This window comes from Lacinutrix cladophorae (assembly GCF_053604645.1).
The window spans coordinates 670,027-696,980 of sequence record NZ_JBSHNR010000121.1 but is presented as its reverse complement, the minus strand read 5'-3'; the positions used below and the strand labels follow the sequence as shown (position 1 = coordinate 696,980).

Here is a 26,954-nt window from a genome sequence, read left to right as displayed (position 1 = left end):
GCGAAGCATTAGAAATACCTCCTAAAAATTTAAAACCGAAGATTAATCTTCGGTTTTAAATTTAAGAAACAAAAATCTTTTAAAAGTGTTTTATCCTTTAATTTGAAACTGTATTGGAAATCCGTAAGGTACTGTAACCGCTTTACCAAGATGCATTCCTGGTTTCATTTTAGGTAATAGATTTACTATACGTATCGCTTCTTTTTCTAATGCTGCATGTGGAGCTCTTGATTTAACATCAATAATATTTCCATTTTCATTTACTTTAAACTGCACACTTATTCTGTGTTTACCTGGTGCTAAACCTAAACTTTCTGCTAAGTCTACATTAAATTTTTTACCAACAAATTCACCAACTTTTGTTGCCATACATTTTTTTCTTTCCTCATTATTTACCGCATCTTCACAACCTGGAAAAACAGGAACTTGTTCGATTGCTGTGAAAGAAACTTCTTCACTACTAAAACTTGATGCTGTAAAGCTACCAGAACTTGTTTGTCCATTATCTTCTAGGTTTGCTTTAAACGCATCTATAATATATTCTGCTAACTCTATTCGATCTTGCTTTGAAAAATTGCTGTTTTCTGTTAGTAGTTGGTTTCTAAACTTATTAACAATAGCTTCTAATTCTTGATCGGGTTCTTGTACTTGTGTTTCGTTAGAACATGAAGAATAGGTTAGCATTACAGCCATAATTGGTACTAATAATGCATACTTGAATAATTGTACTTTTTTTGATTTTGATTTGTTTAACATAACGATTCGTTTTTTGATTAATGATTGTTTATAAAATGGATTGATGAATGATATTCGCTTTGTTTGAAAAACTTTAGCTAATAAATTGTGATAATAACTTGTTTTATCTTGATGCTTTATGGCTTCTATATCTGCCAGATACTCATGTAGATCTGCTATTCTGTTTTGATAAATATAAATGAATGGGTTGAACCAAAAAACAATACGGAGGATTTCAAAAAGAAGCAAATCGATGGAGTGCTTTTGTTTTACATGTGCCATTTCATGTTTTAAAATAGCATCTTTATCTTCTGGTTTTATAAGTTCCCCTAGAAATATATAATTGAAAAATGAAAATGCAGAACTACTCTTTTTTAACTTTACTAGTATGATCTTTCCAAAGACCTCCTTTGGGTTGTTATGAATAAGTAATAGCACATTTATTATTTTATAAACAAATAAGATAGAAGCTATAAAAACACCTAAATAAAGGAATATTTGCCATGTAAATATTGTATTTGTAACAACAGGACCATTATCTATTACAACATCATTTAGCATTATTGTTTCTGGATTCCCTAAAATTATTTCTGGAAGTGTAATTATAAATTCTTGTGGTATTACATTTTTAAAACTATCAATTTTTATAAAAGGAATAATAAAGGACACTATGGTAGTTGCCAAGAGGTAAACCCTATTCCAATTAAAAAAGGTTTCTTTTTTTAAAAACAGATCGTAAGCGATTAAAAAGAAACACTGAAATGCTATAGTTTGTATAATATAATGTAGCATATTACTCTTTTTTATTTATTTCCTTTAAAACAGATTCTAATTCGTTTAAACTGATATCATTTTTTTTCATAAAAAAAGAAACCATACTCTTAAACGAACCTTGAAAATAATTATCTACCAATTTATTTATAGATTGATTACTGTAATCTTGTTGTTGCACTAATGGAAAGTATATATGACCTTTTCCTTTTTTTTCATAATCAACAAAACCTTTACTTTCTAAAATTCTAACTATTGTAGATACAGTATTATATGCAGGTTTGGGGTTTGGTAATTGTTCAATTATAGCTTTAACATTTGCTTTTTCAAGCTGCCAAAGTACTTGCATAATATCTTCTTCTGCTTTTGTGAGTTGTTTCATTATTCTTTGATTTAATGCAACTAAAAACTTAGTTTAACATGACAAATATAACTAAAAATTTAGTTTGAACTAATTTTTTAGTTATAAATTGTAACATTATGAAGTAAATTGCGTCTTATAATAAAAAATACATGGACATTTTTTTAGCCTTTTTGGGCTTCTTATTTATAATTATTGGCGTCATTGGTAGTTTTCTACCTGTGCTTCCAGGACCTCCAATGAGTTGGATTGGTTTATTTTTATTGTACCTTACTAAAGCAGTGCCAAATGATACTTGGTTTTTGGCTATTACATTAATTGTAGCACTAATTGTTTTTGCGCTAGATTATATAATACCTGTACTTGGCACCAAAAAATTTGGTGGCAGTAAAATGGGTATGATAGGCACTACTGTTGGTCTATTAATTTCCATATTTTTTCCAGTTTTTGGTTTGTTAGGAATTATTATTTGGCCTTTTATTGGCGCATTGACTGGTGAATTAATTAATAAAGCAGATTCTAAAACTGCTGTAAAAGCAGCTTTTGGTTCCTTTTTAGGGTTTTTAACTGGTACCTTTTTAAAGTTTATTGTAGCTGTAGTTTATCTCGGTTTTTTTATTCTAACTTTTTGGGAATACAAAACGGCTATTTTTAATTTTTAAGACTAAAAAATCGAAAAAGCCTTATAATTTCAAATAAATGAAACCACAAGGCTTAATACATGCTATAATCAACATAATTTTATCTGAGGGGATTAACTAATTATGCGTTGTTGATAATATAAAGATAGGTATAATCTATAAAACTCGCTTACGGTTTTTCCGTAAAACAATTACGGTAAAACCATACTAATCAGTATTTTAGACGCTTTTAAGCGTTAAAAAAAAATACAAAAAGTTTATAAATTAACATTTCAAAAGGTAAATCTTACAAATTTTATAAAAAACCTTTCTTTCTAGCTTCAATTAGTAAAGTCTCATCTTGACTATCTGTAATATAAAACACTTCTTTTAAATTTTTTTTTCTTTTTTCAACCGAGCTTGTAGAAATACCTAAATGCTTGGTTAAACTTTTTGTTTTAATTCCTTGTGATAAAAGGTATAAAATTTTTCTATCTATATCGTCTATTTCAATTTCAGAGTCTAGCGTAGTTTGAAGATATTTAGTAACTGTTGTACTATAAAATGGGGGATTATTAATAACAGCTTGAAATGCACTTGCTAGTTCTCTTGAAGTTAAATCGCTTTTAATAACAAAACCTTCTGGCTTTATTTCTTTAATGATATTATGTATTCTATATGGTTCATTAAACATGGTAAGAATAACAATTTTAGCATTTGGAAGAATAGTTCTAGCGTATTTAGAGAGATCTTCTCCAGAAGTTATAGACCCATCTGCCGATGGTGGCAAACTAATATCCATAAATAAAACAGTATAAGGATTCTCTTCTTCTCTGGATTTTTGCATTAAAGTAATAGATTGATCGCAAGTATTTGCAATATCTATTTGTAATTCTTGGGTTTCTTTTTTTGTAGCTAATAATGTGTTTTGATAACCTTCTATAATTATAGGGTGATCATCTGTCATTAGAATTCTAATTTTTTCGTGCATTATGTTAGGGCGTTTTTACTTGGTAGGAATAGCAATGGTAATACTAGTTCCTACATTTTTTTGTGACTTAATATCTAATTTTCCTTGAATTTCTTTTACTCTAGATGTAATATTTTTAATACCAATTCCTTTTTTGGATTTACTTACTTCAAAACCAGTTCCATCATCTCTTATCGTGATACAAATTACATTATTTTTTATAGTAAAGCTAATTTCTACTTTGGAAGCATTAGCATGCTTGTATATATTTTGAAGAGATTCTTGTAAAATTCTATATATATGAATTTTAGTTTTATTTGTTACATTATCCCAGTGTATAGCATCATCATTAGTTAGTGTATAATCTAATTTGTATGCTTTTGTTTGTGTTTCTAAAAGTGTTTCAATAATGTCTTTAAATCCAGATCCAGAAACAAAATCGGTATTTAACTCATGAGATACTTTTCTAATTTCTTGTTCAATGGCCTGTAATTCATCAATATAGTTTTCTCTAGATTTAATAGCTTCTTCCGTAGTACTCATATTCAAACTATCTAAACTCAACCTAGTTCCAAAAAGTCTTCCTAAAATACCATCATGAAGTTCTTCCGAAATTCTTCTTTTTTCGGTACTTCTTGCTTCATCAATTTTATCTTGTTGAGAAAGCATGAGGTTATAAATCTCTTCATTGGTTTCTTGTTGTTGTTGCACAAACTTTAATTCTTTATTTTTTGCGCGCTGGGTAATGATAACGTATAGTAAAGTAAGTGTAACTAACAAACCAATAGATATTAATAAAAGTAAGAATCTTTCTTTTGAAACTTGTTCTTTTTCTGCTTTTATTTGGTCGGTTTCATAGTCTATTCTAGCAAATTTATTTCTTATAGAACGTTCTGCTTTTTGCAAACTATCACTAAGTTTTATATATGTTTTTAAACTTTTTTGCGCCTTTTCTCCCGTATCAATCTTCGCTTTTAGTAAAAGAGATTCTAGAATGGTTTCATTTGCTACTAATTCTTTACCTATTTTATATGCGTTATTTACATAATATCTAGCACTATCTAGATTTTCTATTTGCAAATAGAACTCCGCCAAATCCATACTAATAGATAACTGTCCGACATCATCATCTTCTTTTTTACTTATTTGAAAAGCGTCATTAAAAAGCTTTTTTATTTCTAATTTATTTGCTGTATTATTTTTAAGTTTTGCATATGCCAATCCTGATAAAATTATAGAATAAGAAGATGGGTCATAGTCTAAAACAGATTCTTCTTTATATAGTTTTTCATAAAGTCTTTCTGCTGTAACATAGTCCCCTTTTCTTCTATACAAGGCAGCTATATTTATATTAGAAAACAATTTGTTTTCATAAGAATCCTCCATTTTATCACAAATAACGAGAGTCTTATCATAATACTCTAATGCTTTTTCATACTGTTCTAATTCTGCTGAAACTACAGCAATTAGACTATTTGCGTTCCATAATGTTTCTAGATTTCCATCAGTTTCTGGTAACTGCTCTAGTAAAGAAATAGATTTAATAGCATTATTTTCGCAGCCAACATAATCTCTTTCTATTTCCTGAATAACGGCCATATTAGATAAGACCTCCCCTTCATGTTGCGCATCTTTTAAAAAATGGTAAAATTTGGAGGATTTATAATAATAGAAATAAGCGCTATCGTGCTTCTCTAAAAGATGATAATAAAAACCTAAATAATAATTCGAATGCGCAATTGAGGTAGTGTCTTTTATTCTTTCTGATACTTTTAAATTATTAAAACTTATAGATTTATAAGTGTCAAAATCTCCAGACTGTAAATATAACATCGATAAGTTACGGCTGCTTTTTAATACAATTGTATCTAGGTTCGTAAGTTTAGATAAAGCTACCGCCTCTTTTGCATAATTAATTTTATCCTCAAAAGAATACTCTTGCTGGTTAGATAAATCTTTTAAATTTTGTATTTCTTTTATTTGACTTTCTAATCCATCCTTATTTTGAGCAAGACAGACATTATAAATCAAAAATGTTATAAAAAAATAATACTGTATTTTCAAGTCTACATAATTTTTGGCTGCCTTTCAAATGTATAACTTTTTATGAAACTCTTAGCATATAGTTACTATAAACTAGCATACCCTTTGCGTATTTACAAAGGGTATAATAGTTAAAAAATAAATAAATTTATGCGTTAGGAACTTTTATTTTAAGTTTTTCCTTTTTAAAAGTAACTTTTACTATTGTTTCTTTGTTTTTCTCTTTTTCTTGAGAAGGTTTGTCTTGTGGAGTTAAAGATGCGAAGATTGCACATACTACTGCTACTAATAATGTAATTTTTAGGGATTTCATTTTATTTGATTTTATGGTTTATAATATTTTATATATACGTATATAAAGCAAATGCCTCTATATAATTGAAATTAAAATTTCTGTAAAAAACACAAAGTAGACATCAGGTCTATTTTGTATTTATTGAGGGAATAAATAAAATGGATTAAAAACCTTAATAAGCTGAAATATAATTTATTGGGACTTAATTAAGAACGGCTAATATATAGCAATCTAAAATTAAGAAAACAAAAAACACGTTTAAATGCTTATTTCATCGTTCAAATGTATCGTTTTTATTTTAATTGTACAAAAAAAGCTTATAAAACAAAAAAGCTTCACAATTTTCTATAAAGAAAAAAGGAAAGCTTTCCATCGGTTTAACTACTTAAACCATTGATAGACTTTAACATCTATCAAACAACACAACTAAATTTTATTGCCAAAAAAAGCTTCTCCTAAGAGAAGCTTTAGCAATTTTTGCGGTCTGGACGGGACTCGAACCCGCGACCCCCTGCGTGACAGGCAGGTATTCTAACCAACTGAACTACCAAACCGTTGCTTAATTGCGATTGCAAATATACATTGCTTATTTAATATCCCAAATGTTTTTTTAAGTTTTTTTTAAAAAAAATTACTTAAACAAAATTTCTGCGCTCTACCATATAGGTTGTCAGTATATTATCGAAATTTTTATTTATATCAGCCTCGACGTATTTTATTCTGTATTGCCCACATTTTAATCGTAATTCTTCAAAATATGTTGAAACTGCTTTTTCATAATTCTCTTTTACGGTTTCAGAATACAAATTAATATACTCTCCAGTTTCTACATCTATAAACCGTTTTGGTTTATTATCAAAATCGAAGGTTAATTCTTTGCTTTTATCGAATACATGAAATAGCACTACTTCATGTTTATTATGTTTTAAATGTCGTAGTGCTTCAAATAGTTTAACTTCATCTTCGCTAGTTTGAAACATATCTGTAAACAGAAATATCAATGATCGTCTATGAATTTTTTCAGCAATAAGGTGTAAATAATTATAGGTTTCTGTTTTTCTATTTAACGTTTTAGCAACTACTGTGTCACTTAATTGATGGAGCAACATTTGGTGATGGCGTTCGCTTCCTTTTTCTGGTGCATAAAAATTGTAAGCATCACTATAGATGCTTAACCCTACGGCATCGCGTTGTTTTTTTAACATGTGCATTAAAGACGCAGCGGCTAATGCAGAAAAAGCAACTTTATTTAAATGATCTATTGAGAAATTTTGCATCTCTGGATAATGCATCGAGCTACTATTATCTACAATAATATGACAGCGTAAATTGGTTTCGTCATCGTATCGTTTGGTGTATAATTTGTCTGTTTTCGCAAATAATTTCCAATCTATATGCCTGGTGCTTTCACCTGGATTGTAAATTTTATGTTCTGCAAATTCTGCCGAAAAACCATGAAACGGACTTTTATGCATCCCAGAAATAAAACCTTCTACTACTTGCTTAGCAAGTAATTCTAGGTTTTTAAAACCTCCCGTTTTGTTTAGTTCGTCTCTTAAATTCATAAGTCTATCTGTCGCTCGCTACATCTTCCCAAAAGGGGAAATTATATTAATTAATATGTTTTTTTAAGCGCGTTATGGATGGTAGAAAAATCTTTTCTTGTCTTTAAAAGCAAAAATCAGTCCATTCGAATCCGCTCAGGGTAAACCCTAGTCTGGTTTTGTTTTGTTTTGCTTTATTTTTGAAAAGCAAAAAAACGCACAAATTATAACAGCTCTAAACTAAAAAAGGTTTGCCATTACAGCAAACCTTTTATCTTTTCTTTTACGTTTTATTTTATAAAAGCTTGTCTATTGCTTCCGAATACACAGCTTTAGGAGACACTCCTACTTGACGACCTACAACTTCACCGTTTTGAAAAACTAAAACTGTTGGTATGTTACGTACGCCATATTTTGCTGCAAATTCTTGGTTTGCATCTACATCTACCTTACCAACTACTGCTTTACCTTCGTATTCTGTACTAATTTCATCAATGATTGGTCCAACCATTCTACATGGTCCACACCAAGCTGCCCAAAAGTCAACCATTACTGGTTTGTCACTTTTTAATACTGTTTCTTCAAAGTTTGCATCTGTGATTTCTAATGCCATAATTTTATGTTTTAATTGAATTTTACTTCTTGTTAATATGCAATATTAGTCAAAAATTTTGCCAAAGCTTACAAACTAACAATTTGTTCTGTTTATTAGTCTATTGTTTTAGTCTATATTACTTTTTATTTGGGCGCATAAACCAGGCTTTCCTCTATATCTTTTTTGCTTTTCTTGGCAAAAAAGGATGCCGTATCAATCCTTTGCGCACCAAACAATAATAAGCATCTTAACAACCCTAATTTAGCTTATAAAAAACCTGATTATTGTCTAATTCGCCCAATAATTCTTGGCTTACTTTTATTTTTTGTTTTCTACTTATCATTGGTAGTTTTATTTGTTCAGCATTATCATAAACTACAAAATTTAAAGCTTGATTTCCTGGATGCATATTAAATAATTGCTTCAAAAATTGAATTTTTTCTGTTTCAATCTCTTTAATATTTAACTGTATAGATAATTTTTTAGCGTAGGTATCCATAACATCATGTAGCAATTGAAAACTATTAAATTGCATTCTAGGATCACTCTTTTTTCCGGTATCTTTATTCACCCAACCTTCACGAATAAAAATCTTGGTGTACACAAAATTGTTTTTCATTAAAAAATGTCTAAATTTTAAATATTCTTCGCCAAATATTCGAAATTCAAAACTATCGGTATAGTCTTCCATAGTAAACATTGCCCAACCTTTACCTTGTTTACTTACTCGATGTTGCACATCTGTTACTACACCTCCAAATGTAAGCTCTCTATTTACATAGGTGTTTAAATCATTAAACAAAGCTAAATTGGCGTTGCAAAACGTTTTCATTTCGGTTTTAAAATCGTCTAAAGGATGACCAGAAATATAAACACCAACCACTTCTCTTTCTTGTGCAAGTTTTTCCATGGTTCCCCATTCTTCACAAGGAGGAACAACTGGTTCTGCTATTTGCACATCACTAGCAGCACCAAACAAACTTACTTGTGCAGAATTTTCATTTTCTTGGTGTTTTGCACCATATTTTACTGCTTTCTCTAAAAAGGTTACGCCGTCGCCTTCATCATGAAAATATTGTGCTCTGTGAGTATCACCAAAGCCATCAAATCCACCTGCAAGTGCAAGATTTTCGAAGGCTCTTTTATTTGCTGCTCGCAAATCAATTCGTTTTGCTAAATCGAAAATAGATTTATAAGGTGCATCTTTTCTGTGTTCTATAATGGTTTTTACTGCTCCGTGTCCTACTCCTTTAATAGCTCCCATACCAAAACGCACTGCATAATCCTGATTAACAGAAAACTTGTAATAACTTTCATTTACATCTGGGCCTAGAACTTTTAGTTTCATTCGCTTACATTCATCCATAAAGAAGGTAACCGATTTTATATCGTTCATGTTATTAGAAAGAACAGCTGCCATATATTCGGCAGGGTAATGCGCTTTTAAATATGCGGTTTGGTAAGCAATCCAAGCATAGCATGTAGAATGTGATTTATTAAAAGCATAACTCGCAAAGGCTTCCCAGTCTTTCCATACTTTTTCTAAAACTTTAGCATCATGCCCTTTTGCACTTGCTTGTTCTATAAATTTCGGTTTCATTTTATCTAGAACCGCAATTTGCTTTTTACCCATTGCCTTACGCAGTACATCGGCTTCCCCCTTAGTAAAATCTGCAAGCTTTTGCGAAAGCAACATTACTTGCTCTTGATATACTGTAATTCCGTAGGTTTCTTTTAGGTATTCTTCCATTGCTGGAAGGTCATATTCTATTTCTTCGTCACCATGTTTTCTTCTAACAAAACTTGGAATATACTCCATAGGTCCTGGACGATAGAGTGCATTCATGGCAATTAAATCTTCAAAAACGGTAGGTTTTAAATCTTTAAGGTGTTTTTGCATTCCTGGAGATTCATATTGAAAGACTCCTACAGTTTCCCCTCTTTGGAAAAGCTCGTAGGTTTTTTCATCGTCTAGCGGAAAACTATCTGGATCTAAAAGAATATCATGCTTTGCCTTTACAATTTTTACAGTATCTTTTATAAGCGTTAAGGTCTTTAATCCTAAGAAATCCATTTTTAATAATCCAGCATCTTCTACAACTGAGTTATCAAATTGGGTAACATATAAACCAGAATCTTTTGCTACAGAAACGGGAACGAATTTGGTAATATCATCTGGAGTAATAATGACACCACAGGCGTGAATTCCTGTATTACGAACAGAACCTTCTAATGTTCTTGCTAAATTTACAGTTTCTGCTGGTAAATCTTCACCATCTGAAATATTTAAAAGTTCATTAACTTTTTCTAAATCTTCTGCTCTAAACTTTTTACTTAATTCTTTTTCGTCTAAACCAAAAATCTTGTTCAGTTTCGACATGTTTGGAATTAGCTTAGCAATTCTATCTGCATCAAATAACGGTAAATCAAGAACACGTGCAGTATCACGAATAGATGACTTTGCAGCCATGGTACCATAGGTGATAATTTGTGCTACTTGATTGCTTCCATATTTATCGATTACATATTCCATGACGCGACCACGGCCTTCATCATCAAAATCGATATCAATATCTGGCATACTCACACGATCCGGATTTAAAAAACGCTCAAAAAGCAGATTGTATTTTAAAGGATCGATATTGGTAATCTTTAAACAATATGCTGCTACAGAACCTGCTGCCGAACCTCGACCAGGACCAACAGATACATCCATATTTCGAGCTTCACGAATGAAATCTTCTACAATAAGGAAATAACCAGGATATCCTGTTTTTTCAATAACGCTTAGCTCAAAATCTAAACGCTCTACTACTTCTTCCGATAGTTCTTCTCCATAACGTTCTTTGGCTCCTTCGTAAACTAAATGCCTAAGAAATTTATTTTCCCCACGTTTTCCATTATCTTTTTTGTCTTCTTCGAAAACAAATTCTTCTGGTATATCAAATGCTGGTAACAATACATCACGAGCCAATTGAAAAGGTTCTATTTTATCTACAACTTCTTGAATATTGGAAATAGCTTCAGGAACATCTTTGAACAAGGCTTTCATTTCGTCTGGAGACTTAAAATAGTACTCCTGATTTGGCAAACCATATCGGTAACCCCTACCTCTTCCTATTGGAGTCGCTTGTTTTTCTCCATCTTTTACACATAATAAAATATCGTGCGCGTTTGCATCTTTTTTCTTGCAGTAATAAGTATTATTCGTCGCTACCAACTTAATATTGTGTCTTTTAGACAACTCTATTAACACAGGATTTACACGGTTTTCATCTTCTTGATTATGTCGCATAAGCTCCACATACAAGTCATCACCAAATTGTTCTTTCCACCATAAAAGCGATTCTTCTGCTTGGTTTTCTCCTACATTTAAAACCTTACTTGGTACTTCACCATAAAGGTTTCCTGTTAAACAAATTAGGTCTTCTTTATATTCTTGAATTAGTTTTTTATCGATTCTAGGCAAATAATAAAAGCCATTAACAAAAGCATGTGAAGATAATTTAGCCAAATTATGGTAGCCGTTTTTATTCTTCGCTATTAGTACAATTTGATAGCCATTATCTTTTCTTGTTTTATCTAAATGGTTTTCGCACACAAAAAACTCGCAACCAATAATTGGTTTCATTTCGTTTAATGAGGCTGTGTCGCCTCGCTCTAAAGCTTCTTCATTCTTAGCTTTTACACTTTTATTATGATTATTTACTGCTTTTACAAAATGAAAAGCTCCCATCATATTGGCATGATCTGTAAGCGCCACTGCAGTCATATTGTATTCTGCTGCAGATGCTACTAAATTTGGGACACTAATTGTAGATTGTAATACCGAAAATTGGGAATGATTATGTAAATGCACAAAATCTACAGCCTCAAGACTTTCAATATTTTCCTTTATTTCTTGCGAAGAAATATCACTAGCTTGTGCTTTTTGTAATCGTTCATTAATCTTAGCGCTTTCGCTTTTAAGATTAATATGTTTTAAACCAATTAAAGCAATGGTTTGTGGATTCTCTTGTGTAAATTTTTGAAAATAATCCTCCGGAACATCTAACTGTTCATGTGTATATTCTTCTCTACGAATTAACTCGAAAAAACAACGCGTAGTTGCCTCAACATCTGCAGTTGCATTATGCGCTTCTCCAAAAGGAGCATCAAATAAAAACTGATGTAACTCGGTTAAGGTTGGCAGTTTAAATTTACCATATCTACCACCAGGAAGCTGACATAAACTAGCAGTATGTTCGGTACAAGTATCTAAAACAGGAAGTTCTTGTAATGGATTTGCTACGTCTCCACGAACAAATTCGGCTCCCATAATATTCAGGTCAAACTTTACATTCTGTCCAACTACAAACTTGGTTTTACCTAAAGCTTCATTAAATTTCTCTAGCACCTCAGCTAAAGGCACACCTTGTTCTTGGGCTAATTCTGTTGAAATACCATGAATTTTCTCTGCATCATAAGGTATATTAAACCCTTCTGGCTGCACTAAATAATCTTGACTTTCGATACAGTTCCCCATAGCATCGTGTAATTGCCATGCTATTTGTATACATCGAGGCCAATTATCGGTATCGGTAATTGGAGCATCCCAACGTTTTGGCAAACCGGTAGTTTCTGTATCAAAAATTAAGTACATAAAGGTGTTTTCTTAAGAATAAAAGAGAACGATAAAATTAAGAAAAAATGGCCTTTATATATGGGAAAGTTATAAACAGTTTTAAACAAAAAAAGCACAACCTATTGGTTGTGCTTTTTCATTTATATGTATTATACTTTTAAGACACTAATTCCTCTTGTACTTTAACTGTATTTATTGCAGATTGTATAGCATCTTTTTGCTTATTCAATAAAGTATCAATAGATGGTGGAAATACCATATCTGAATTAATGATTTCATTATATTCATCTAAACTTGCTTTTTCTCCACGTAAGGCTTCTTCTAAAATTGCTTCTTCATTGTTTGAAGTCAATGTAGCCTTTAAAGTCATCCAGTTTCTATGCATCGTTCCTTTAAAACTACCTGAGTTTTCTGGAACTTCTCCATAAAGCTGAATTTCGGTTCTTAATTCTTTAGCAAAATCACTTCGCTCGGAAGCTCTTCGCTTGAAGAACATTTTTAAATTAGCGTCCTCTACATTATCAATAGCATTTAAATACCCTTTTTCGGCATCATAATTTTTTACTAATAACTCATTTAATTGGTTTGAAATTTTTTCTGTGAACTTCATTATATCTTTTACATTTTAAATTCCAATAGCTTTATTTATAGATGCGTATTGTTTCACATCTGCAATAACAACATAACACAAACTAACACTTATGTCAAGTGGTTTAACAGTGTTTATGAGAAATTTAAGAGTATTTAACAAAAAAAAGAGCAACCAATTGGCTACTCTTTTTTTGTTTTCGATCTTTTGATTACTAGAATACACTGCTGCTTCCAGGCCTGGAATATACTCTTCAAAAGAAACTACTGTTAAATCTAAATTAGTAACCGAAGCTCAAGTGATCGAGACGTTCATTGTTTATTACATAACAATCATCTCAACATTCGGTATCTAAAAATGAAGTAATGAAACAAGTTTAACATTCTACAGGAACTATTACTACTTTTAGACAGTCCAAACCATAAATAATATCTAGTAGTGCATTACTAGCATCTCCACAATTTTCTATTTGTTGTCCTAATGTATTTAGCAAATTATATAGTAAGAATATCCATTTTAAAGAACTTCATTAAACCTATCCACGAATAGAAATACTATTCTTAGTTACAATCTAAACCATCAATTAAAACTTGTAAATCACCAGTAGTATCTCCACAACTTTCAATCTGCTGCTCTAATGTTAATTTATATTCATTACATACATCAGGATACGCTGTGCTTGATGCATCTGTATTGTCATAAACAACTAAAGCTGCATCCGTATTAGCAGTAGCAACATCACAAGGAAGAACACAATCTAGACCATCAATAATATTTTGTAATGTATTTGTATCATCACCACAACTAGTAATTTGTTGCATTAATGCTGCCTTATATGCATTACAAGCAGGCGGAAAACTAGAACTCATATTATCTACAGCTTCGTAAACCGCTAAAGCAGCTGTTGTAGCAGTAACAGCTTCATCACAAGAAACTATAGTACCTGCATTAAGACCTCCTGATAAAACAACCCTATAAAAAACACCTTGACTAAAATTAACCTTTTGTAATCCATCTTCAGTAAAAGCATTAAACCAGAATGTTCCAGTTACTGCATTACTACCATCTACAGTATCAAAACTTTCTATAACAATTTGTCCATCGGCTGGGTAAATTTGAACACTTGGGTCTGGCGCATATTTTGTTGAAAAAACTACACCTTGAGCATTTACATATCTTGCTTCACTAATATTATTTTCTCCTAACACGTAAGTATCTCGATTATCATTATCTGGCAATAACCATATGGATTCTGAGCCTCTTCGACCACGAACTACAATTGCACCAAAATCAATATCAGCTTCAAAAGCTTCAGCTCGCCATGAACTCCCATCCTTTTCTGCTTGAATAGCGGGTGTATTAAACTGTATATCTTCACCACAACTTAATACTAAGAAAGCTGAAAAAATAAACACAAATATCTTTTTCATAATTTTTATATAATTTGAGAGCCTAAAAATAGCATAAAAAAATGATTAATAATAAAAGTTGAATATAAATAATTTATAGTATCTTTGCACACTTATTAATAACCAGAGGTCGAGAACCTCAATGAATTAATTATTATGCCTGTAAAAATTAGATTACAAAGACACGGTAAAAAAGGAAAACCTTATTACTGGATCGTAGCAGCAGATGCTCGCGCGAAAAGAGATGGTAAATACCTAGAAAAATTAGGTGCTTACAATCCAAACACTAACCCAGCAACCATTGAATTAAATGTTGATGGAGCTGTAACATGGTTAGAAAATGGTGCACAACCAACAGATACAGCAAAAGCTATTTTATCTTACAAAGGTGTTTTGTTAAAAAAACATTTAAAAGGTGGAGTAACTAAAGGTGCTTTAACAGAAGAACAAGCAGAAGCTAAATTTACTGCTTGGTTAGAAGAAAAAGCAAGTAAAATTGGAAACAAAACAGATGGTTTAGCTAAAGCGGAAGCAGAAGCAAAAGCAAAAGCTTTTGAAGCTGAAAAAGCAGCAAACGAAGCTAGAATTGCAGCTGCAGCTCCAGTTGTAGAAGAAACTACAGAAGATGCTCCTGCAGAAGAAGCATCTAACGAAGAAGAATAAAAAATATTTTTTTATACTTTTAAACTCCAATACTACTTGTATTGGAGTTTTTTTATGAAATAATATTATAAAAATCCGTTGCAAAGCAGAAACTTAGTATAACTATAGAGATATTCCTGTTATCTCACAAAAAATAGATTTTTCGATGAAAAAAGAAGATTGTTTTTATTTAGGAAAGATTGTTAAAAAATACAGTTTTAAAGGAGAGGTTCTAGTAAAACTAGATACAGACGAACCAGAAATATATGATGGTTTAGAGTCCGTTTTTGTAGATTTAAGAGGCAATCTTGTTCCTTTTTTTATTGAAAAAGCTCAGTTACACAAATCGGAACTATTACGTATTAAGTTTGAAGATGTAGATACAGATGAAGATGCGGATGCCATTTTAAAAAATGAGCTATATCTACCTTTAGAATTTTTGCCAAAACTGGAAGATGATAAATTTTACTTTCACGAAATCACTGGCTTTACCGTAAAAGATGTAAACTTTGGAGACGTAGGAATTATCACAGGAGTTAACGATACAACTGCACAAGCTCTTTTTGAAATAGACCGAGACGGTATTGAAATATTAATACCAATGAACGATCACTTTATTAAAAAAGTAGATAAAGAAAATAAAGTTATTCTTGTGGATACTCCAGAAGGATTGATTGACTTATATTTAGAGGAATAAGTAAATCCTTATTAAATAGGAAAGACTCTTACTCTTATGAACAAACCATTTAAATTCAAAGAATTTCAGGTACGTCAAGACCAATGTGCTATGAAAGTTGGCACAGATGCAGTTATACTTGGCGCTTGGACTTCTGTAAAACAAAACCCTTTTGCAACGCTAGATATTGGTGCAGGAACTGGTATTTTATCCCTTATGTTAGCCCAACGATCTTCAGCAGAAGTGATAGATGCTATGGAAATTGATGAAAATGCTTATGAGCAATGTGTAGATAATTTTGAAAATGCGCCTTGGGCAGACAGACTTTTTTGCTATCACGCAGCTTTAGAAGAGTTCAAAGAAGAAATAGAAGACAAATACGATTTAATTATATCGAATCCTCCTTTTTATTCGGAAGACTTTAAAACGGCAAATACATCACGCGATTTAGCAAGGTTTCAAGATGCGATGCCTTTTTCGCATTTAATAGAAAGTGTTGCATCTTTACTAGTAGAAGATGGCATTTTCTCAGTAGTTATTCCGTTTAAAGAAGAAACTAATCTCATAGACTTAGCATCAAAAGTAAAGTTATTTCCTAATAGAATTTTGCATGTTAAAGGAAGTCCATCTTCAGAAATAAAAAGAAGTCTTTTAGAATTTTCCTTCCGCGAAAGCGAAATACAAAAAGAGGAACTAATTATAGAAACTGCAAGACACCAATACACAGAAGACTACATAAATTTAACGAAAGATTTTTATCTTAAAATGTGATATTTAAATTTGACAATGAAAACGATTTCGTTACTTTTGTTAAACGTATAAAATAACGCCTTCTATTTTAATGAATTCGTAAAAAATAGAAGCATTAAATATCATAATTAGAATGAAAGCCGATTTATTCGAAGCACCAGATTATTATAACCTTGATGAATTACTAACCGAAGAACACAAATTGGTTCGTGATGCAGCAAGAGAATGGGTGAAACGTGATGTTTCTCCTATTATTGAAGACTATGCACAAAAAGCAGAATTCCCAACACAAATTGTAAAGGGTTTGGCTGAAATTGGCGCTTTTGGACCATACATTCCAGAAGAATATGGAGGAGCTGGATTAGACCAAATTTCTTATGGTTTAATCATGCAAGAAATTGAACGTGGAGACTCTGGAGTTCGAAGTACAGCCTCTGTACAATCGTCTTTAGTAATGTACCCAATTTGGAAATACGGAAACGAAGAACAACGCAACAAATACTTACCTAAATTAGCCTCTGGCGAATGGATAGGTTCTTTTGGGCTTACAGAACCAGATCATGGAAGTAACCCTGGAGGAATGGTTACCAATTTTAAAGATATGGGAGACCATTACCTTTTAAATGGTGCAAAAATGTGGATTTCTAATGCACCTTTTTGCAATATCGCTGTGGTTTGGGCAAAAAATGAAGAAGGAAGAATTCATGGTCTCGTTGTTGAACGTGGCATGAAAGGATTTACTACTCCAGAAACACACAATAAATGGTCCCTTAGAGCATCTGCTACTGGTGAGCTAATTTTTGATAATGTGAAAGTGCCAAAAGAAAACTTATTACCAAATAAATCAGGTCTTGGTGCTCCTTTAGGATGTTTAGATTCTGCTCGTTTTGGTATTGCTTGGGGAGCAATTGGAGCTGCAATGGATTGCTACGATACGGCATTACGTTACAGTAAAGAACGTATGCAATTTGGAAAACCTATAGGGCAATTTCAATTACAACAAAAGAAATTAGCTGAGATGATTACAGAAATCACCAAAGCACAATTATTAGCTTGGCGACTTGGTGTGATGCGTGAAAACGGTACAGCTACCTCAGCGCAAATTTCGATGGCAAAAAGAAACAATGTAGAAATGGCAATTAATATTGCTCGTGAAGCTAGGCAAATGCTTGGGGGAATGGGAATTTCTGGAGAATATTCTATAATGAGACATTCTATGAACCTAGAAAGTGTAATTACTTATGAAGGTACTCACGATATTCACTTATTGATTACAGGACTAGACATTACAGGATTAAATGCTTTTAAATAAGCCACTTAACAATATTTTATAATCTTAAATATTATGTCATTTTGAGCGTAGTTGAAAATCTTCTTCAGATTCTTCATTACACTCAGAATGACATTTTTTAGTTACATTTACTATATGTTTTCAGCAAAAAAACGATTAGATAAAGCGTATAATGAAGCAAAAATTTTAGATTTTGATAACGATTCAAAATTTATTCTTTTTAGTGATTGCCATCGTGGAGATAATAGTTTTGCTGATGATTTTGCAAACAATAGAAATATTTATTTTCACGCATTGAAGCATTATTATGCAGAAGGATATAGCTATGCTGAAATTGGAGATGGAGATGAACTATGGGAAAACTTATCGTTCACACCAATCTTAGAAGCTCATAAAAATGTATATCTACTCATGAAACTATTTCATGAGCAAAACAGATTACATATGATTTGGGGAAATCATGATATGGTGTATCGTGATCCGGAATATGTAAAAAGAAATTTATCGACTTATTTTGACCCTAAAATTGGTGAAGATGTAGAGCTTTTTAAAGATATTAAATACTATGAAGGTATTATATTAAAACATACAAAAACGCAACAAGAAGTTTTTTTAACGCATGGACATCAAGCAGATTGGTGGAATTATACCTTTTGGAAATGGAGTCGTTTTTTAGTTAGAGCACTTTGGAAACCTTTAAATGTCATGGGAATTGCAGACCCTACAAGTCCTGCAAAAAACTATAAAGAGCTTATTAAAGTAGAACGCAGAACAAAAAAATGGATTACCGATAACAACAACTTAATTACTATAGTTGGACATACACACAGGCCTCGTTTTCCAGAACCTGGAGATATTGCCTTTTTTAATGATGGAAGCTGTGTACACCCAAGAAGTATTACAGGAATTGAAATTGAAAATGGCGAAATCGCATTAATAAAATGGCAAATTGCTACAACAGAAGATGGTACACTAAAAATTGTACGTGTATTATTAGAAGGACCAAAAAAGCTAATAGACTATAAAACGAATTGAATTATTTGGGCGTTACCTTTAAAAAAAGGTCAGGCTTTTCATTATATCTTTTTTACCTTATACGTTTCACTGCGTGCAACTAGATAAAAAAGGATGCCATTTCAATCCTTAACGCAACCCTTAACTTTCAGGAGCAAGTTCTACTTCAAGACCTTCCATTGCTGGAGTCATTTGAATCTGGCAACCTAATCTAGAGTTCTCTTTAACATCGAATGCTTCACTTAACATGGCCTCTTCATCATCTTGCATTTCTGGTAATTCTGTATTGCTTAACACATAACATTGACAGGAAGCACACATTGCCATGCCTCCACATATTCCAATGGTTCCTTCTGGAGCAAGTTCGTAAGAACGAACTACTTCCATTAGATTCATAGCCATATCTGTTGGAGCTACAATAGCATGTGTTACACCATCTCTATCTGTTATTTTTATATTTATGTCTTGTTCCATCTTTAGTTTCCGCGGAAGCGGGAATCTTTTTAATTTTTAGACGAGACTCTCTGAGTTTATTAAAACTGCTTAGTGAGACTACATACTTATTCTATTTTTTTTACTACTGCTTTTGGCGCTTCTTTTCTTGTTCCATCAAATCCATTTACTCCACTAACGGTTGTGTATTTTAGTACAAATCGTTTACCAGGATTTATAATTTGGTAGGCAGATTGGCACATAAGTGTCGCTTCATGAAATCCGCAAAGAATTAATTTTAATTTCCCAGGATAGGTATTTACATCTCCAATAGCATAAATTCCAGGTATATTAGTTTGATAGTCTAATGCGTTATTTACTTTAATGGCATTTTTTTCTATTTCTAATCCCCAATTTGCAATTGGTCCTAACTTTGGTGAAAGTCCGAAAAGCGGAATAAAATGATCACATTCTAACTCGAACTCTTTTTCTATGTGTTCTGCTTGTTTTACAACAATTCCTTTTAATTTTTTATCTCCTAAAATACCAACAACTTCTGCAGGAGTAATTAGGTTTATTTTACCTGCTGTTTTAAGTTCTTGTACTTTTTCTACAGAATCTAAATGACCTCGAAATTCATTTCTTCTATGTATTAAAGTTACCGAACTTGCAATATCACTTAAAAAGATACTCCAATCTAAGGCAGAATCTCCTCCACCCGCAATAACCACTTTTTTATCGCGATAAAATTCTGGTTCTTTTATCATATACTCAACACCTTTATCTTCAAAGTCTGCGATGTTATGGATTAAAGGTTTTCTAGGCTCAAAACTTCCTAATCCACCAGCAATTGCAACTACTGGGGCTTGGTGTTTTGTACCTTTATTGGTAGTTACAATAAAGGTGCCATCTTCTTGTTTGTCTATGGTTTCTGCACGTTCGCCTAGTGTAAATCCTGGTTCGAATTGTTTGCATTGCTCCATTAACTTATGTGTTAAATCTCCAGCAAGAATTTCTGGATATGCAGGAATATCGTAAATAGGTTTTTTAGGGTATAACTCCGAACACTGTCCACCTTGTTGTGGTAATGCATCTATTAAATGGCATTTCAATTTTAATAATCCTGCTTCAAAAACGGCAAACAATCCTGTTGGCCCTGCTCCTATTATTAGTATATCTGTTTTAATCATTTCATTCCTGCGAAGGCTAGAATTTTAAGTAATACTACCTCCATTTTTTAGTATAAAACCTACAAGATTAGAAAAACGATGTAGGTTAAGTTTCACTCTATTTTATCTGTCAAAATTATGCAATAGGATTACAAAATTTTATGACTTTTATCAGTTTGCGTGAAGGATGGAACGGCTTGTTTGAGCTCCTCGCAGAGAGCGAGTAGTGAAAGCCTGACCCTTGTGGTCACGCCCAACTAAGCTTCGATATTAATAACCTGCTCTATTTGTGGTGCATACTTTTTTATAGTCATTTCTACACCCGACTTAAGTGTCATTTGATTGACACTACAACCTACGCAAGCACCTTGTAATTGTACTTTTACCAGTTTGTCATCTTCGATGGATAGTAATGAAATGTCGCCGCCATCACTTTGTAAAAACGGACGGATTTCATCTAAGGCTTTCTCTATATTTAATCTTAGTTCTTCTGTAGTCATTTATTATTTTTTAACTGCTGAACAGCCAGCCATTGTTGTTATTTTAACTGCTTCGGTTGGAGGCAAATCGTCATTTCTACGCACTACTTCTTGCACTACATTTTGTGTTATTTTTTCGAATGCTTGCTCTAAACTAGTTGCAGTTTGTAATGCTGCTGGACGACCAACATCTCCTGCTTCACGAATACTTTGCACTAGAGGTAATTCTCCTAAAAATGGTACTTGTAAATCTTCGGCAAGATTTTTTGCTCCTTGTTTACCAAATATATAATATTTATTTTCTGGTAATTCAGCTGGTGTAAAATACGCCATATTTTCTATGATTCCTAAAACAGGGACATTAATGCTTTCTTGTTGAAACATTGCCACTCCTTTTTTAGCATCTGCTAAAGCTACATTTTGTGGGGTACTAACTACAACTGCTCCTGTAATTGGTAGCGACTGCATAATGCTTAAATGTATATCTCCTGTTCCTGGAGGTAAGTCTAAAAGCAGAAAATCTAATTCTCCCCAAGCGGCATCAAAAATCATTTGATTTAATGCTTTTGCAGCCATTGGACCACGCCAAACTACTGCTTGGTCTGGTTTGGTAAAAAAGCCAATAGACAAAACTTTTACGCCGTAATTTTCTACAGGTTTCATCTTAGATTTCCCTTCTACAGTAACTGCTAGAGGTTTTTCGTTTACTACATCAAACATAATTGGAATAGATGGACCGTAGATATCTGCGTCTAATATTCCTACTTTAAAGCCCATTTTAGCAAGGGTTACTGCTAAATTTGCTGTAACTGTAGATTTACCAACTCCCCCTTTTCCTGAGGCTACTGCAACTATATTTTGAATACCAGGAATGGATTTTCCTTTGATTACATTAGGAGCAGATTTTGTTGGTGCTTCCACTTTTACATTTACTTTTATTTTTGCTTTTTCATACACTAATTTATGAATGGTTTGCAGTATTTCAACTTCTGTCTTCTTTTTTGCTTGTAAGCTTGGGTTTGTTATTGTAATATCTACAACAACCTCATCACCAAAAGTAATTACGTTAGTTACTGCACCACTTTCTACCATATTTTGTCCTTCCCCAGGAGCCGAAATGGTTTCTAATGCTTTTAATATGTCTTGTTTGTTGAGTTTCATGTTTTATATCTATTGAAAATATAGTCTGAAAACACAGGCTAAACTTTCAAATTCTATTAAGATTAATTCTAAACAGCAAATATAATTAATAATGCTGTAAGTGAGAAGATTGAAGCTGTAAGTTTTTTATAGTATTATTGATGAAAATTATAGTTTCTAAGAGGTGATTATTTGTGCGTTTTGTTGCAATTAGGAAATAACAAGGTATTTTAGGACTAAAAATTTACAAATCAAAGTTCCTTTACAGGGTCCCAAAAAAGTGTTTCAAAGTTTTGAATTTGGTTTTCAACAACTACAACACCTTCGTTTTCTAATAACTGCTGCATGAGGTTAGTACCATCAAAGTGCATTTTACCAGTAAGCAATCCTTTTCGATTAACAACTCTATGTGCTGGAACGTCTTTACTGGTAGATCCATTCATAGCATAACCAACCATTCTTGCGCTTTTTGCTGCGCCTAAATATTTGGCAATTGCTCCATAACTTGTAACACGACCATATGGTATTAAGCGAGCAACTTCATAAACCTTATCGAAAAAATTGAGCGTTTTTTGTTGCATTATATATCTTTAAGAATATGAAATAACGTAATAATAGAAATTATTCCTGTTACTGTACCAATAAGATAATTCATACTTTTTTGCGAAGTAAGTGTTTTACTCTTTATTTTATCGAAAAAGAAAATATAAAAATAGAATGCTACAAAACTTCCAGATGTAGCCCCAGCAACATAAGAAAATATACTGGTTTTCTCAAAATCCATCCACCCAAAAGAAGCTAAAGTAATACTCATATAGGCATAATAGGGAATAGGGAATACGTTTAAAGCAGATAGTAGTATTCCTTGAAAAAACCTGCTTTTTTTACTTTTCACTTTTAATTCGGCTTTTGGCTTGGCTTCCTTTTTTGCTACTAATAAAAAATAAATAGTAATCAATACAAACAAAACAAAAGCAACACGTTGTAAAACATCTACAACATCTTGATGATTGCTTAAATATCTTGCAAAAAGAGTCCCTATATAGGTTTGAAAAACAATAATTACACATGCACCTATAGAAAAAGTAATCCCTCTAGAATACCCATCTTTTAGGCTAATTTTAGCAGCTGTCATGTTTAGTAATCCTGGTGGAATTACACCAACCAAAGCCACAAGTAATCCTAAAATAAAGGTAATGGTTATATTCAAAACTATTTTATTTTAAAGCGAATATACGTAATTGCTTTGTCTTCTTTAAGATATTGACTTTCATAAAAGGTTTGAATACTAGTTACTTCTTCAGGACTTCCTTCTTGCTTATAGACATTATGATTTGCATATAACACTTCATGACCTTCACCATGCAATAACCCTAGAGTATACCCGTGCATAAATTCACTATCTGTTTTGAGGTTCATGACTCCATCTGCTTTCAAAATGTTTTTATAACGTTTCAAAAATGTAGAATTCGTCATTCGATGCTTGGTACGTTTATATTTTATTTGCGGATCGGGAAAAGTAATCCAGATTTCGTCAACTTCATTTTCTGCAAAAACATGTTCTACCAATTCAATTTGTGTACGTATAAAAGCTACGTTTGGTATCTTTTCTTCGATTGCAGTTTTTGCTCCTCTCCAAAAACGCGCTCCTTTTATATCAATACCAATAAAATTCTTATTTGGATATTTTTTTGCTAGAGCAACACTATACTCACCTTTACCACAACCTAGTTCTAAAACTAGTGGATTGTTATTTTTAAAAAACGAAGAACACCAATTCCCTTTTAATTCATATTCTGCATCAACTAACGCTTCTCTAGTTGGTTCGAAAACGTTTTTAAAAGTTTCGTTTTCTTTAAAGCGTTTTAATTTATTTTTACTTCCCACAATTATTTAATGTTTTGGCAAAATTAAGGAAATATAACGAGTCATGATTATGCTTATCTTTGTTTTTTATGAAAGATAAAAAACGCATATTAGTTGCACCTTTAAATTGGGGACTTGGTCATGCAACGCGCTGCATACCAATTATTCGTGCGCTATTGAAAAATAATTTTGAAGTTATTCTAGCTAGCGATGGTGTCGCTTTGCAGTTACTAAAAAAAGAATTTCCAAATCTGGAAAGTCTTGAATTACCATCTTACAATATTGAATATGCCAAAAATGCTAAACTATTTAAGTGGAAACTATTAAAAGATTCCCCAAAAGTTTTAAAAGCTATTAAAGCAGAAAAAAAAGCGATCAAAACAATTATTGATACATATCGTATTAATGGCGTTATTAGTGACAACAGGCTTGGCTTACACAATAAAAAAGTGCCTTGTGTTTTTATTAGTCATCAATTACAGGTTTTAAGTGGAAGCACAACGTGGATGAGCACTAAAATGCATCAAAAAATAATGAAGCAATTTGATATTTGTTGGGTTCCAGATAATTTAGGAGACCCCAATTTAAGTGGCAAACTTAGTCATGTTTATATTCCTGAATTGCCAACAAAGTATATAGGTCCTTTAAGTCGATTTCAAAAAAAAGAAATAAAAACTACAATCGATTTATTAGTCTTATTATCTGGTCCAGAACCACAACGAACCTTATTAGAAGAAAAACTTATGGAGGAGTTAAATGGGTTTAAAGGAACTATTGTTTTTGTAAAAGGGGTTATTGAAAAAGTACAATCAAAAACACAAAAAAACCATATGACTATTTATAATTTTATGACAAGTGATTTGTTAGAACAAACTATAAATGAAAGTGCATTGGTGTTATCGCGTTCGGGGTATACCACAATAATGGATTTAGCAAAGTTAGAAAAGAAAGCTTTTTTTATACCAACACCAGGACAATTTGAACAAGAATATTTAGCAAAAAGATTAGATGATTTAGGCATTGTACCAAGTTGCAAACAAGATAAATTTACATTGAAAAAGTTAGAAAATATAAATACTAGTTCTGGATTAAAGCATTTTGATTATGAAATAAACTACAAACGACTATTCGAACTTTTCTAGGGTAAAAGAAAACTCGCTACCAACTTCAAATTCACTTTCTATATAAATTTTCTCGTCATGGGCTTCAATAATATGCTTAACAATAGCCAAGCCTAAACCAGAGCCTCCTTCTTTACGGGAACCACTTTTATCTACTCTATAAAAACGTTCAAATAATCTTGGTATATGCTTTTTTTCAATGCCTTCTCCATTATCCGTTACTCGAACAATAACTTTATTTTTTATAAGGTTTTCTATACTAACCTCCGTTGTTCCTTGCTGTCTTCCGTATTTAATAGAGTTAACAACAAGATTCGTTAGTACTTGCTGTATACGTTCCTTATCAGCATTTACCATTATGGGTTCTTTGTAATCGATATCGAAAGTTAGTGTAATATTTTTTTTTGTTGCTTTCATTTCAAAGAGTTCAAAAACACTTTGCACGAGTTCAACTATATCAAAAGCCTCTATATTTAAACTTAAATCCCCTATTTCTAATTTGGTAATCATATCTAAATCTCTCACAATATAAATTAGTCTTTCTACACCTTTATTTGCATTACTTAAATATTTATCTCGTACATTTTTATCTTTTACAGCGCCGTCTAATAAAGTAAGAATATAGCCTTGTACTGTAAATAATGGGGTTTTAAGTTCGTGCGACACATTTCCTAGAAATTCTTTTCTGTATTCCTCACGTACTTTAAGCATTTCTATTTCTAGCTTACGATCTTTAGCATACTTATCTATTTCCTTAGTAAGTGTTGCCATGTCTGTAGTAATTCTTTCTTTTTTTAAAGTAGAAGATTCTAATAGTGTAAGCTCGTCGTATACTTTTTTAACACGTTTGTATATAAACTGTTCTACACGATATTGAATAATTATAAAAGAAGAGAGATAACAAGCTAATGCTATATATATAATTTGAACCCAATCTAAAGTATAAAATTTATATAAAAAAACACCCATTAAGAGCGTTAAAAAACAAGTGATATACAATGCTGTTTTAAAAGCAAACTTGTATGTTTTTTTTAATTTTCTTTGCATTATTCTACAAACTTATATCCTACCCCTTTAACGGTTTTAAAATAATCATCGCCAATTTTCTCTCTAAGCTTTCTAATGTGCACATCTATGGTTCTTCCTCCAACAACAACTTCGTTTCCCCAAACTTTATCTAGAATATCTTCGCGTTTAAAAACTTTGCCAGGCTTAGATGCTAGTAAAGATAATAATTCAAATTCTTTTCTTGGCAAAATGATTTCCTTTCCTTTAAGCTCAATTTTATATTCGTCTCTATTAATAACAAGATTTCCAATTTTAACAATGTTTTCACTAGCATCTTCATCTTTAAAACGTCTTAATAATGCTTTAACTTTGCTAACCAGAACTTTTGGCTTTATTGGTTTTGTTATATAATCATCGGCTCCAGCATCAAACCCTGCAACTTGTGAATAATCTTCTCCTCTTGCAGTTAAAAAAGTTATAATGGTATTATTTAAACTTTCTATTTTTCTAATTTGTTCACATGCTTCAATACCATCCATTTCTGGCATCATTACATCTAAAATAATTAGTTGTGGTTTTTCTTTCTTAGCCTTTTTAACTGCTTGTAAACCGTTCTCTGCTGTTATAACTTGATACCCTTCAGAGGTTAAGTTATAGCGCACTATTTCTAGTATGTCTGGTTCATCATCAACCAATAATATTTTAATGTCTTTCTTCTTCATTTATTTAAAGTAAAGTTAATGTAAAGATAAAATTAATCATAAAGATGCACATCTTTTTATAGACAAATAACAATATAGTAACATAAGG

General features: G+C 31.9%; 26 protein-coding genes and 1 tRNA gene. 7 read left to right on the top strand and 20 right to left on the bottom strand.

The features are described from left to right. Positions 1 to 90 precede the first annotated feature (90 nt). Positions 91 to 1,527: a M56 family metallopeptidase gene (locus ACVC3Y_RS16095; RefSeq protein WP_452227433.1), complete on the bottom strand. Its 1,437-nt coding sequence runs from the start codon at positions 1,525 to 1,527 to the stop codon at positions 91 to 93. A gap of 1 nt (position 1,528) precedes the next feature. Further along, positions 1,529 to 1,888, bottom strand: coding sequence for a BlaI/MecI/CopY family transcriptional regulator (locus ACVC3Y_RS16090; RefSeq protein WP_303420652.1), 360 nt, complete (start codon positions 1,886 to 1,888; stop codon positions 1,529 to 1,531). Positions 1,889 to 2,019: 131 nt separating this feature from the next. Here ACVC3Y_RS16090 and ACVC3Y_RS16085 point away from each other — a divergent pair, with 131 nt between their 5' ends. Continuing rightward, positions 2,020 to 2,529: a DUF456 domain-containing protein gene (locus tag ACVC3Y_RS16085; protein WP_303420654.1), complete on the top strand. Its 510-nt coding sequence runs from the start codon at positions 2,020 to 2,022 to the stop codon at positions 2,527 to 2,529. 274 nt (positions 2,530 to 2,803) lie between these two features. Here ACVC3Y_RS16085 and ACVC3Y_RS16080 read toward each other — a convergent pair whose 3' ends face one another. From ACVC3Y_RS16080 to ACVC3Y_RS16040, 9 genes are all read right to left on the bottom strand, one after another. Next, positions 2,804 to 3,478 carry a helix-turn-helix domain-containing protein gene (locus ACVC3Y_RS16080; RefSeq protein WP_303420656.1) on the bottom strand — a complete coding sequence of 225 codons (675 nt, stop codon included), beginning with the start codon at positions 3,476 to 3,478 and terminating at the stop codon, positions 2,804 to 2,806. Positions 3,479 to 3,493: 15 nt separating this feature from the next. Further along, positions 3,494 to 5,488 (bottom strand): ATP-binding protein, encoded by a 1,995-nt coding sequence (locus ACVC3Y_RS16075; RefSeq protein WP_303420658.1) that lies wholly within the window; start codon positions 5,486 to 5,488, stop codon positions 3,494 to 3,496. Between the two features lie 160 nt (positions 5,489 to 5,648). Further along, on the bottom strand, positions 5,649 to 5,813 hold the full coding sequence (locus tag ACVC3Y_RS16070) for a hypothetical protein (protein ID WP_303420660.1): 165 nt from the start codon (positions 5,811 to 5,813) through the stop codon (positions 5,649 to 5,651). A 462-nt stretch (positions 5,814 to 6,275) separates the two neighbouring features. Then, positions 6,276 to 6,349 (bottom strand) — tRNA-Asp (locus ACVC3Y_RS16065). 81 nt (positions 6,350 to 6,430) lie between these two features. Next, entirely contained in the window at positions 6,431 to 7,360 is a 930-nt protein-coding gene (locus ACVC3Y_RS16060; RefSeq protein WP_303420662.1) for a DUF58 domain-containing protein, read from the bottom strand. A 274-nt stretch (positions 7,361 to 7,634) separates the two neighbouring features. Further along, entirely contained in the window at positions 7,635 to 7,952 is a 318-nt protein-coding gene (gene trxA, locus ACVC3Y_RS16055; protein WP_303420664.1) for a thioredoxin, read from the bottom strand. A 238-nt stretch (positions 7,953 to 8,190) separates the two neighbouring features. Continuing rightward, positions 8,191 to 12,576, bottom strand: coding sequence for a DNA polymerase III subunit alpha (gene dnaE, locus ACVC3Y_RS16050; protein ID WP_452227432.1), 4,386 nt, complete (start codon positions 12,574 to 12,576; stop codon positions 8,191 to 8,193). Between the two features lie 139 nt (positions 12,577 to 12,715). Beyond that, entirely contained in the window at positions 12,716 to 13,168 is a 453-nt protein-coding gene (locus ACVC3Y_RS16045; RefSeq protein WP_303420675.1) for a ferritin-like domain-containing protein, read from the bottom strand. A gap of 539 nt (positions 13,169 to 13,707) precedes the next feature. Then, complete coding sequence (locus tag ACVC3Y_RS16040) at positions 13,708 to 14,577, bottom strand: DUF6252 family protein (protein WP_303420677.1); 870 nt, start codon at positions 14,575 to 14,577, stop codon at positions 13,708 to 13,710. A gap of 135 nt (positions 14,578 to 14,712) precedes the next feature. Between ACVC3Y_RS16040 and ACVC3Y_RS16035 the strand changes: the two genes are divergently transcribed. From ACVC3Y_RS16035 to ACVC3Y_RS16015, 5 genes are all read left to right on the top strand, one after another. Continuing rightward, positions 14,713 to 15,219, top strand: a complete 507-nt coding sequence (locus tag ACVC3Y_RS16035) for a 30S ribosomal protein S16 (protein ID WP_303420679.1) — start codon at positions 14,713 to 14,715, stop codon at positions 15,217 to 15,219. 145 nt (positions 15,220 to 15,364) lie between these two features. Beyond that, on the top strand, positions 15,365 to 15,895 hold the full coding sequence (gene rimM, locus ACVC3Y_RS16030; RefSeq protein ID WP_303420681.1) for a ribosome maturation factor RimM: 531 nt from the start codon (positions 15,365 to 15,367) through the stop codon (positions 15,893 to 15,895). Positions 15,896 to 15,931: 36 nt separating this feature from the next. Next, positions 15,932 to 16,645 carry a tRNA1(Val) (adenine(37)-N6)-methyltransferase gene (locus ACVC3Y_RS16025; protein WP_452227431.1) on the top strand — a complete coding sequence of 238 codons (714 nt, stop codon included), beginning with the start codon at positions 15,932 to 15,934 and terminating at the stop codon, positions 16,643 to 16,645. A gap of 112 nt (positions 16,646 to 16,757) precedes the next feature. Continuing rightward, positions 16,758 to 17,936, top strand: a complete 1,179-nt coding sequence (locus ACVC3Y_RS16020) for an acyl-CoA dehydrogenase family protein (protein ID WP_452227430.1) — start codon at positions 16,758 to 16,760, stop codon at positions 17,934 to 17,936. 114 nt (positions 17,937 to 18,050) lie between these two features. Further along, positions 18,051 to 18,950 (top strand): metallophosphoesterase, encoded by a 900-nt coding sequence (locus tag ACVC3Y_RS16015; protein ID WP_303420687.1) that lies wholly within the window; start codon positions 18,051 to 18,053, stop codon positions 18,948 to 18,950. A gap of 120 nt (positions 18,951 to 19,070) precedes the next feature. On the opposite strand, the gene ACVC3Y_RS16010 is transcribed toward ACVC3Y_RS16015, so the two are convergent. The 7 genes from ACVC3Y_RS16010 to trmB all read right to left on the bottom strand — a co-directional run bounded on the left by ACVC3Y_RS16010 (position 19,071) and on the right by trmB (position 24,036). After that, the gene (locus ACVC3Y_RS16010) at positions 19,071 to 19,403 is read right to left on the bottom strand and encodes a 2Fe-2S iron-sulfur cluster-binding family protein (RefSeq protein WP_303420689.1); all 333 of its coding nucleotides are present in this window, start codon (positions 19,401 to 19,403) and stop codon (positions 19,071 to 19,073) included. An 86-nt stretch (positions 19,404 to 19,489) separates the two neighbouring features. Continuing rightward, positions 19,490 to 20,551: an NAD(P)/FAD-dependent oxidoreductase gene (locus tag ACVC3Y_RS16005; RefSeq protein ID WP_303420691.1), complete on the bottom strand. Its 1,062-nt coding sequence runs from the start codon at positions 20,549 to 20,551 to the stop codon at positions 19,490 to 19,492. 236 nt (positions 20,552 to 20,787) lie between these two features. After that, positions 20,788 to 21,030 (bottom strand): NifU family protein, encoded by a 243-nt coding sequence (locus ACVC3Y_RS16000; protein WP_055442687.1) that lies wholly within the window; start codon positions 21,028 to 21,030, stop codon positions 20,788 to 20,790. A gap of 3 nt (positions 21,031 to 21,033) precedes the next feature. Further along, positions 21,034 to 22,170: an Mrp/NBP35 family ATP-binding protein gene (locus ACVC3Y_RS15995; RefSeq protein WP_452227429.1), complete on the bottom strand. Its 1,137-nt coding sequence runs from the start codon at positions 22,168 to 22,170 to the stop codon at positions 21,034 to 21,036. 230 nt (positions 22,171 to 22,400) lie between these two features. Beyond that, positions 22,401 to 22,730, bottom strand: coding sequence for an MGMT family protein (locus tag ACVC3Y_RS15990; protein WP_303420698.1), 330 nt, complete (start codon positions 22,728 to 22,730; stop codon positions 22,401 to 22,403). After that, positions 22,730 to 23,359 (bottom strand): LysE family transporter, encoded by a 630-nt coding sequence (locus tag ACVC3Y_RS15985; RefSeq protein WP_452227428.1) that lies wholly within the window; start codon positions 23,357 to 23,359, stop codon positions 22,730 to 22,732. Before ACVC3Y_RS15985 ends, ACVC3Y_RS15990 begins: the two co-directional genes overlap by 1 nt. Positions 23,360 to 23,361: 2 nt before the next feature. Beyond that, a complete protein-coding gene (gene trmB / locus ACVC3Y_RS15980; protein ID WP_452227427.1) occupies positions 23,362 to 24,036 on the bottom strand; it encodes a tRNA (guanosine(46)-N7)-methyltransferase TrmB in 675 nt (224 codons plus the stop codon). Between the two features lie 68 nt (positions 24,037 to 24,104). On the opposite strand from trmB, the gene ACVC3Y_RS15975 reads away from it, so the two are divergent. Then, positions 24,105 to 25,157 (top strand): glycosyltransferase, encoded by a 1,053-nt coding sequence (locus ACVC3Y_RS15975; protein WP_452227426.1) that lies wholly within the window; start codon positions 24,105 to 24,107, stop codon positions 25,155 to 25,157. Here the strand turns inward: ACVC3Y_RS15975 and ACVC3Y_RS15970 are convergent. Next, positions 25,140 to 26,183, bottom strand: coding sequence for a sensor histidine kinase (locus ACVC3Y_RS15970; protein WP_303420706.1), 1,044 nt, complete (start codon positions 26,181 to 26,183; stop codon positions 25,140 to 25,142). The genes ACVC3Y_RS15975 and ACVC3Y_RS15970 overlap by 18 nt on opposite strands. Next, on the bottom strand, positions 26,183 to 26,866 hold the full coding sequence (locus tag ACVC3Y_RS15965; RefSeq protein ID WP_303420708.1) for a response regulator transcription factor: 684 nt from the start codon (positions 26,864 to 26,866) through the stop codon (positions 26,183 to 26,185). The genes ACVC3Y_RS15970 and ACVC3Y_RS15965 overlap by 1 nt, the downstream gene beginning before the upstream one ends. Positions 26,867 to 26,954: the final 88 nt, after the last annotated feature.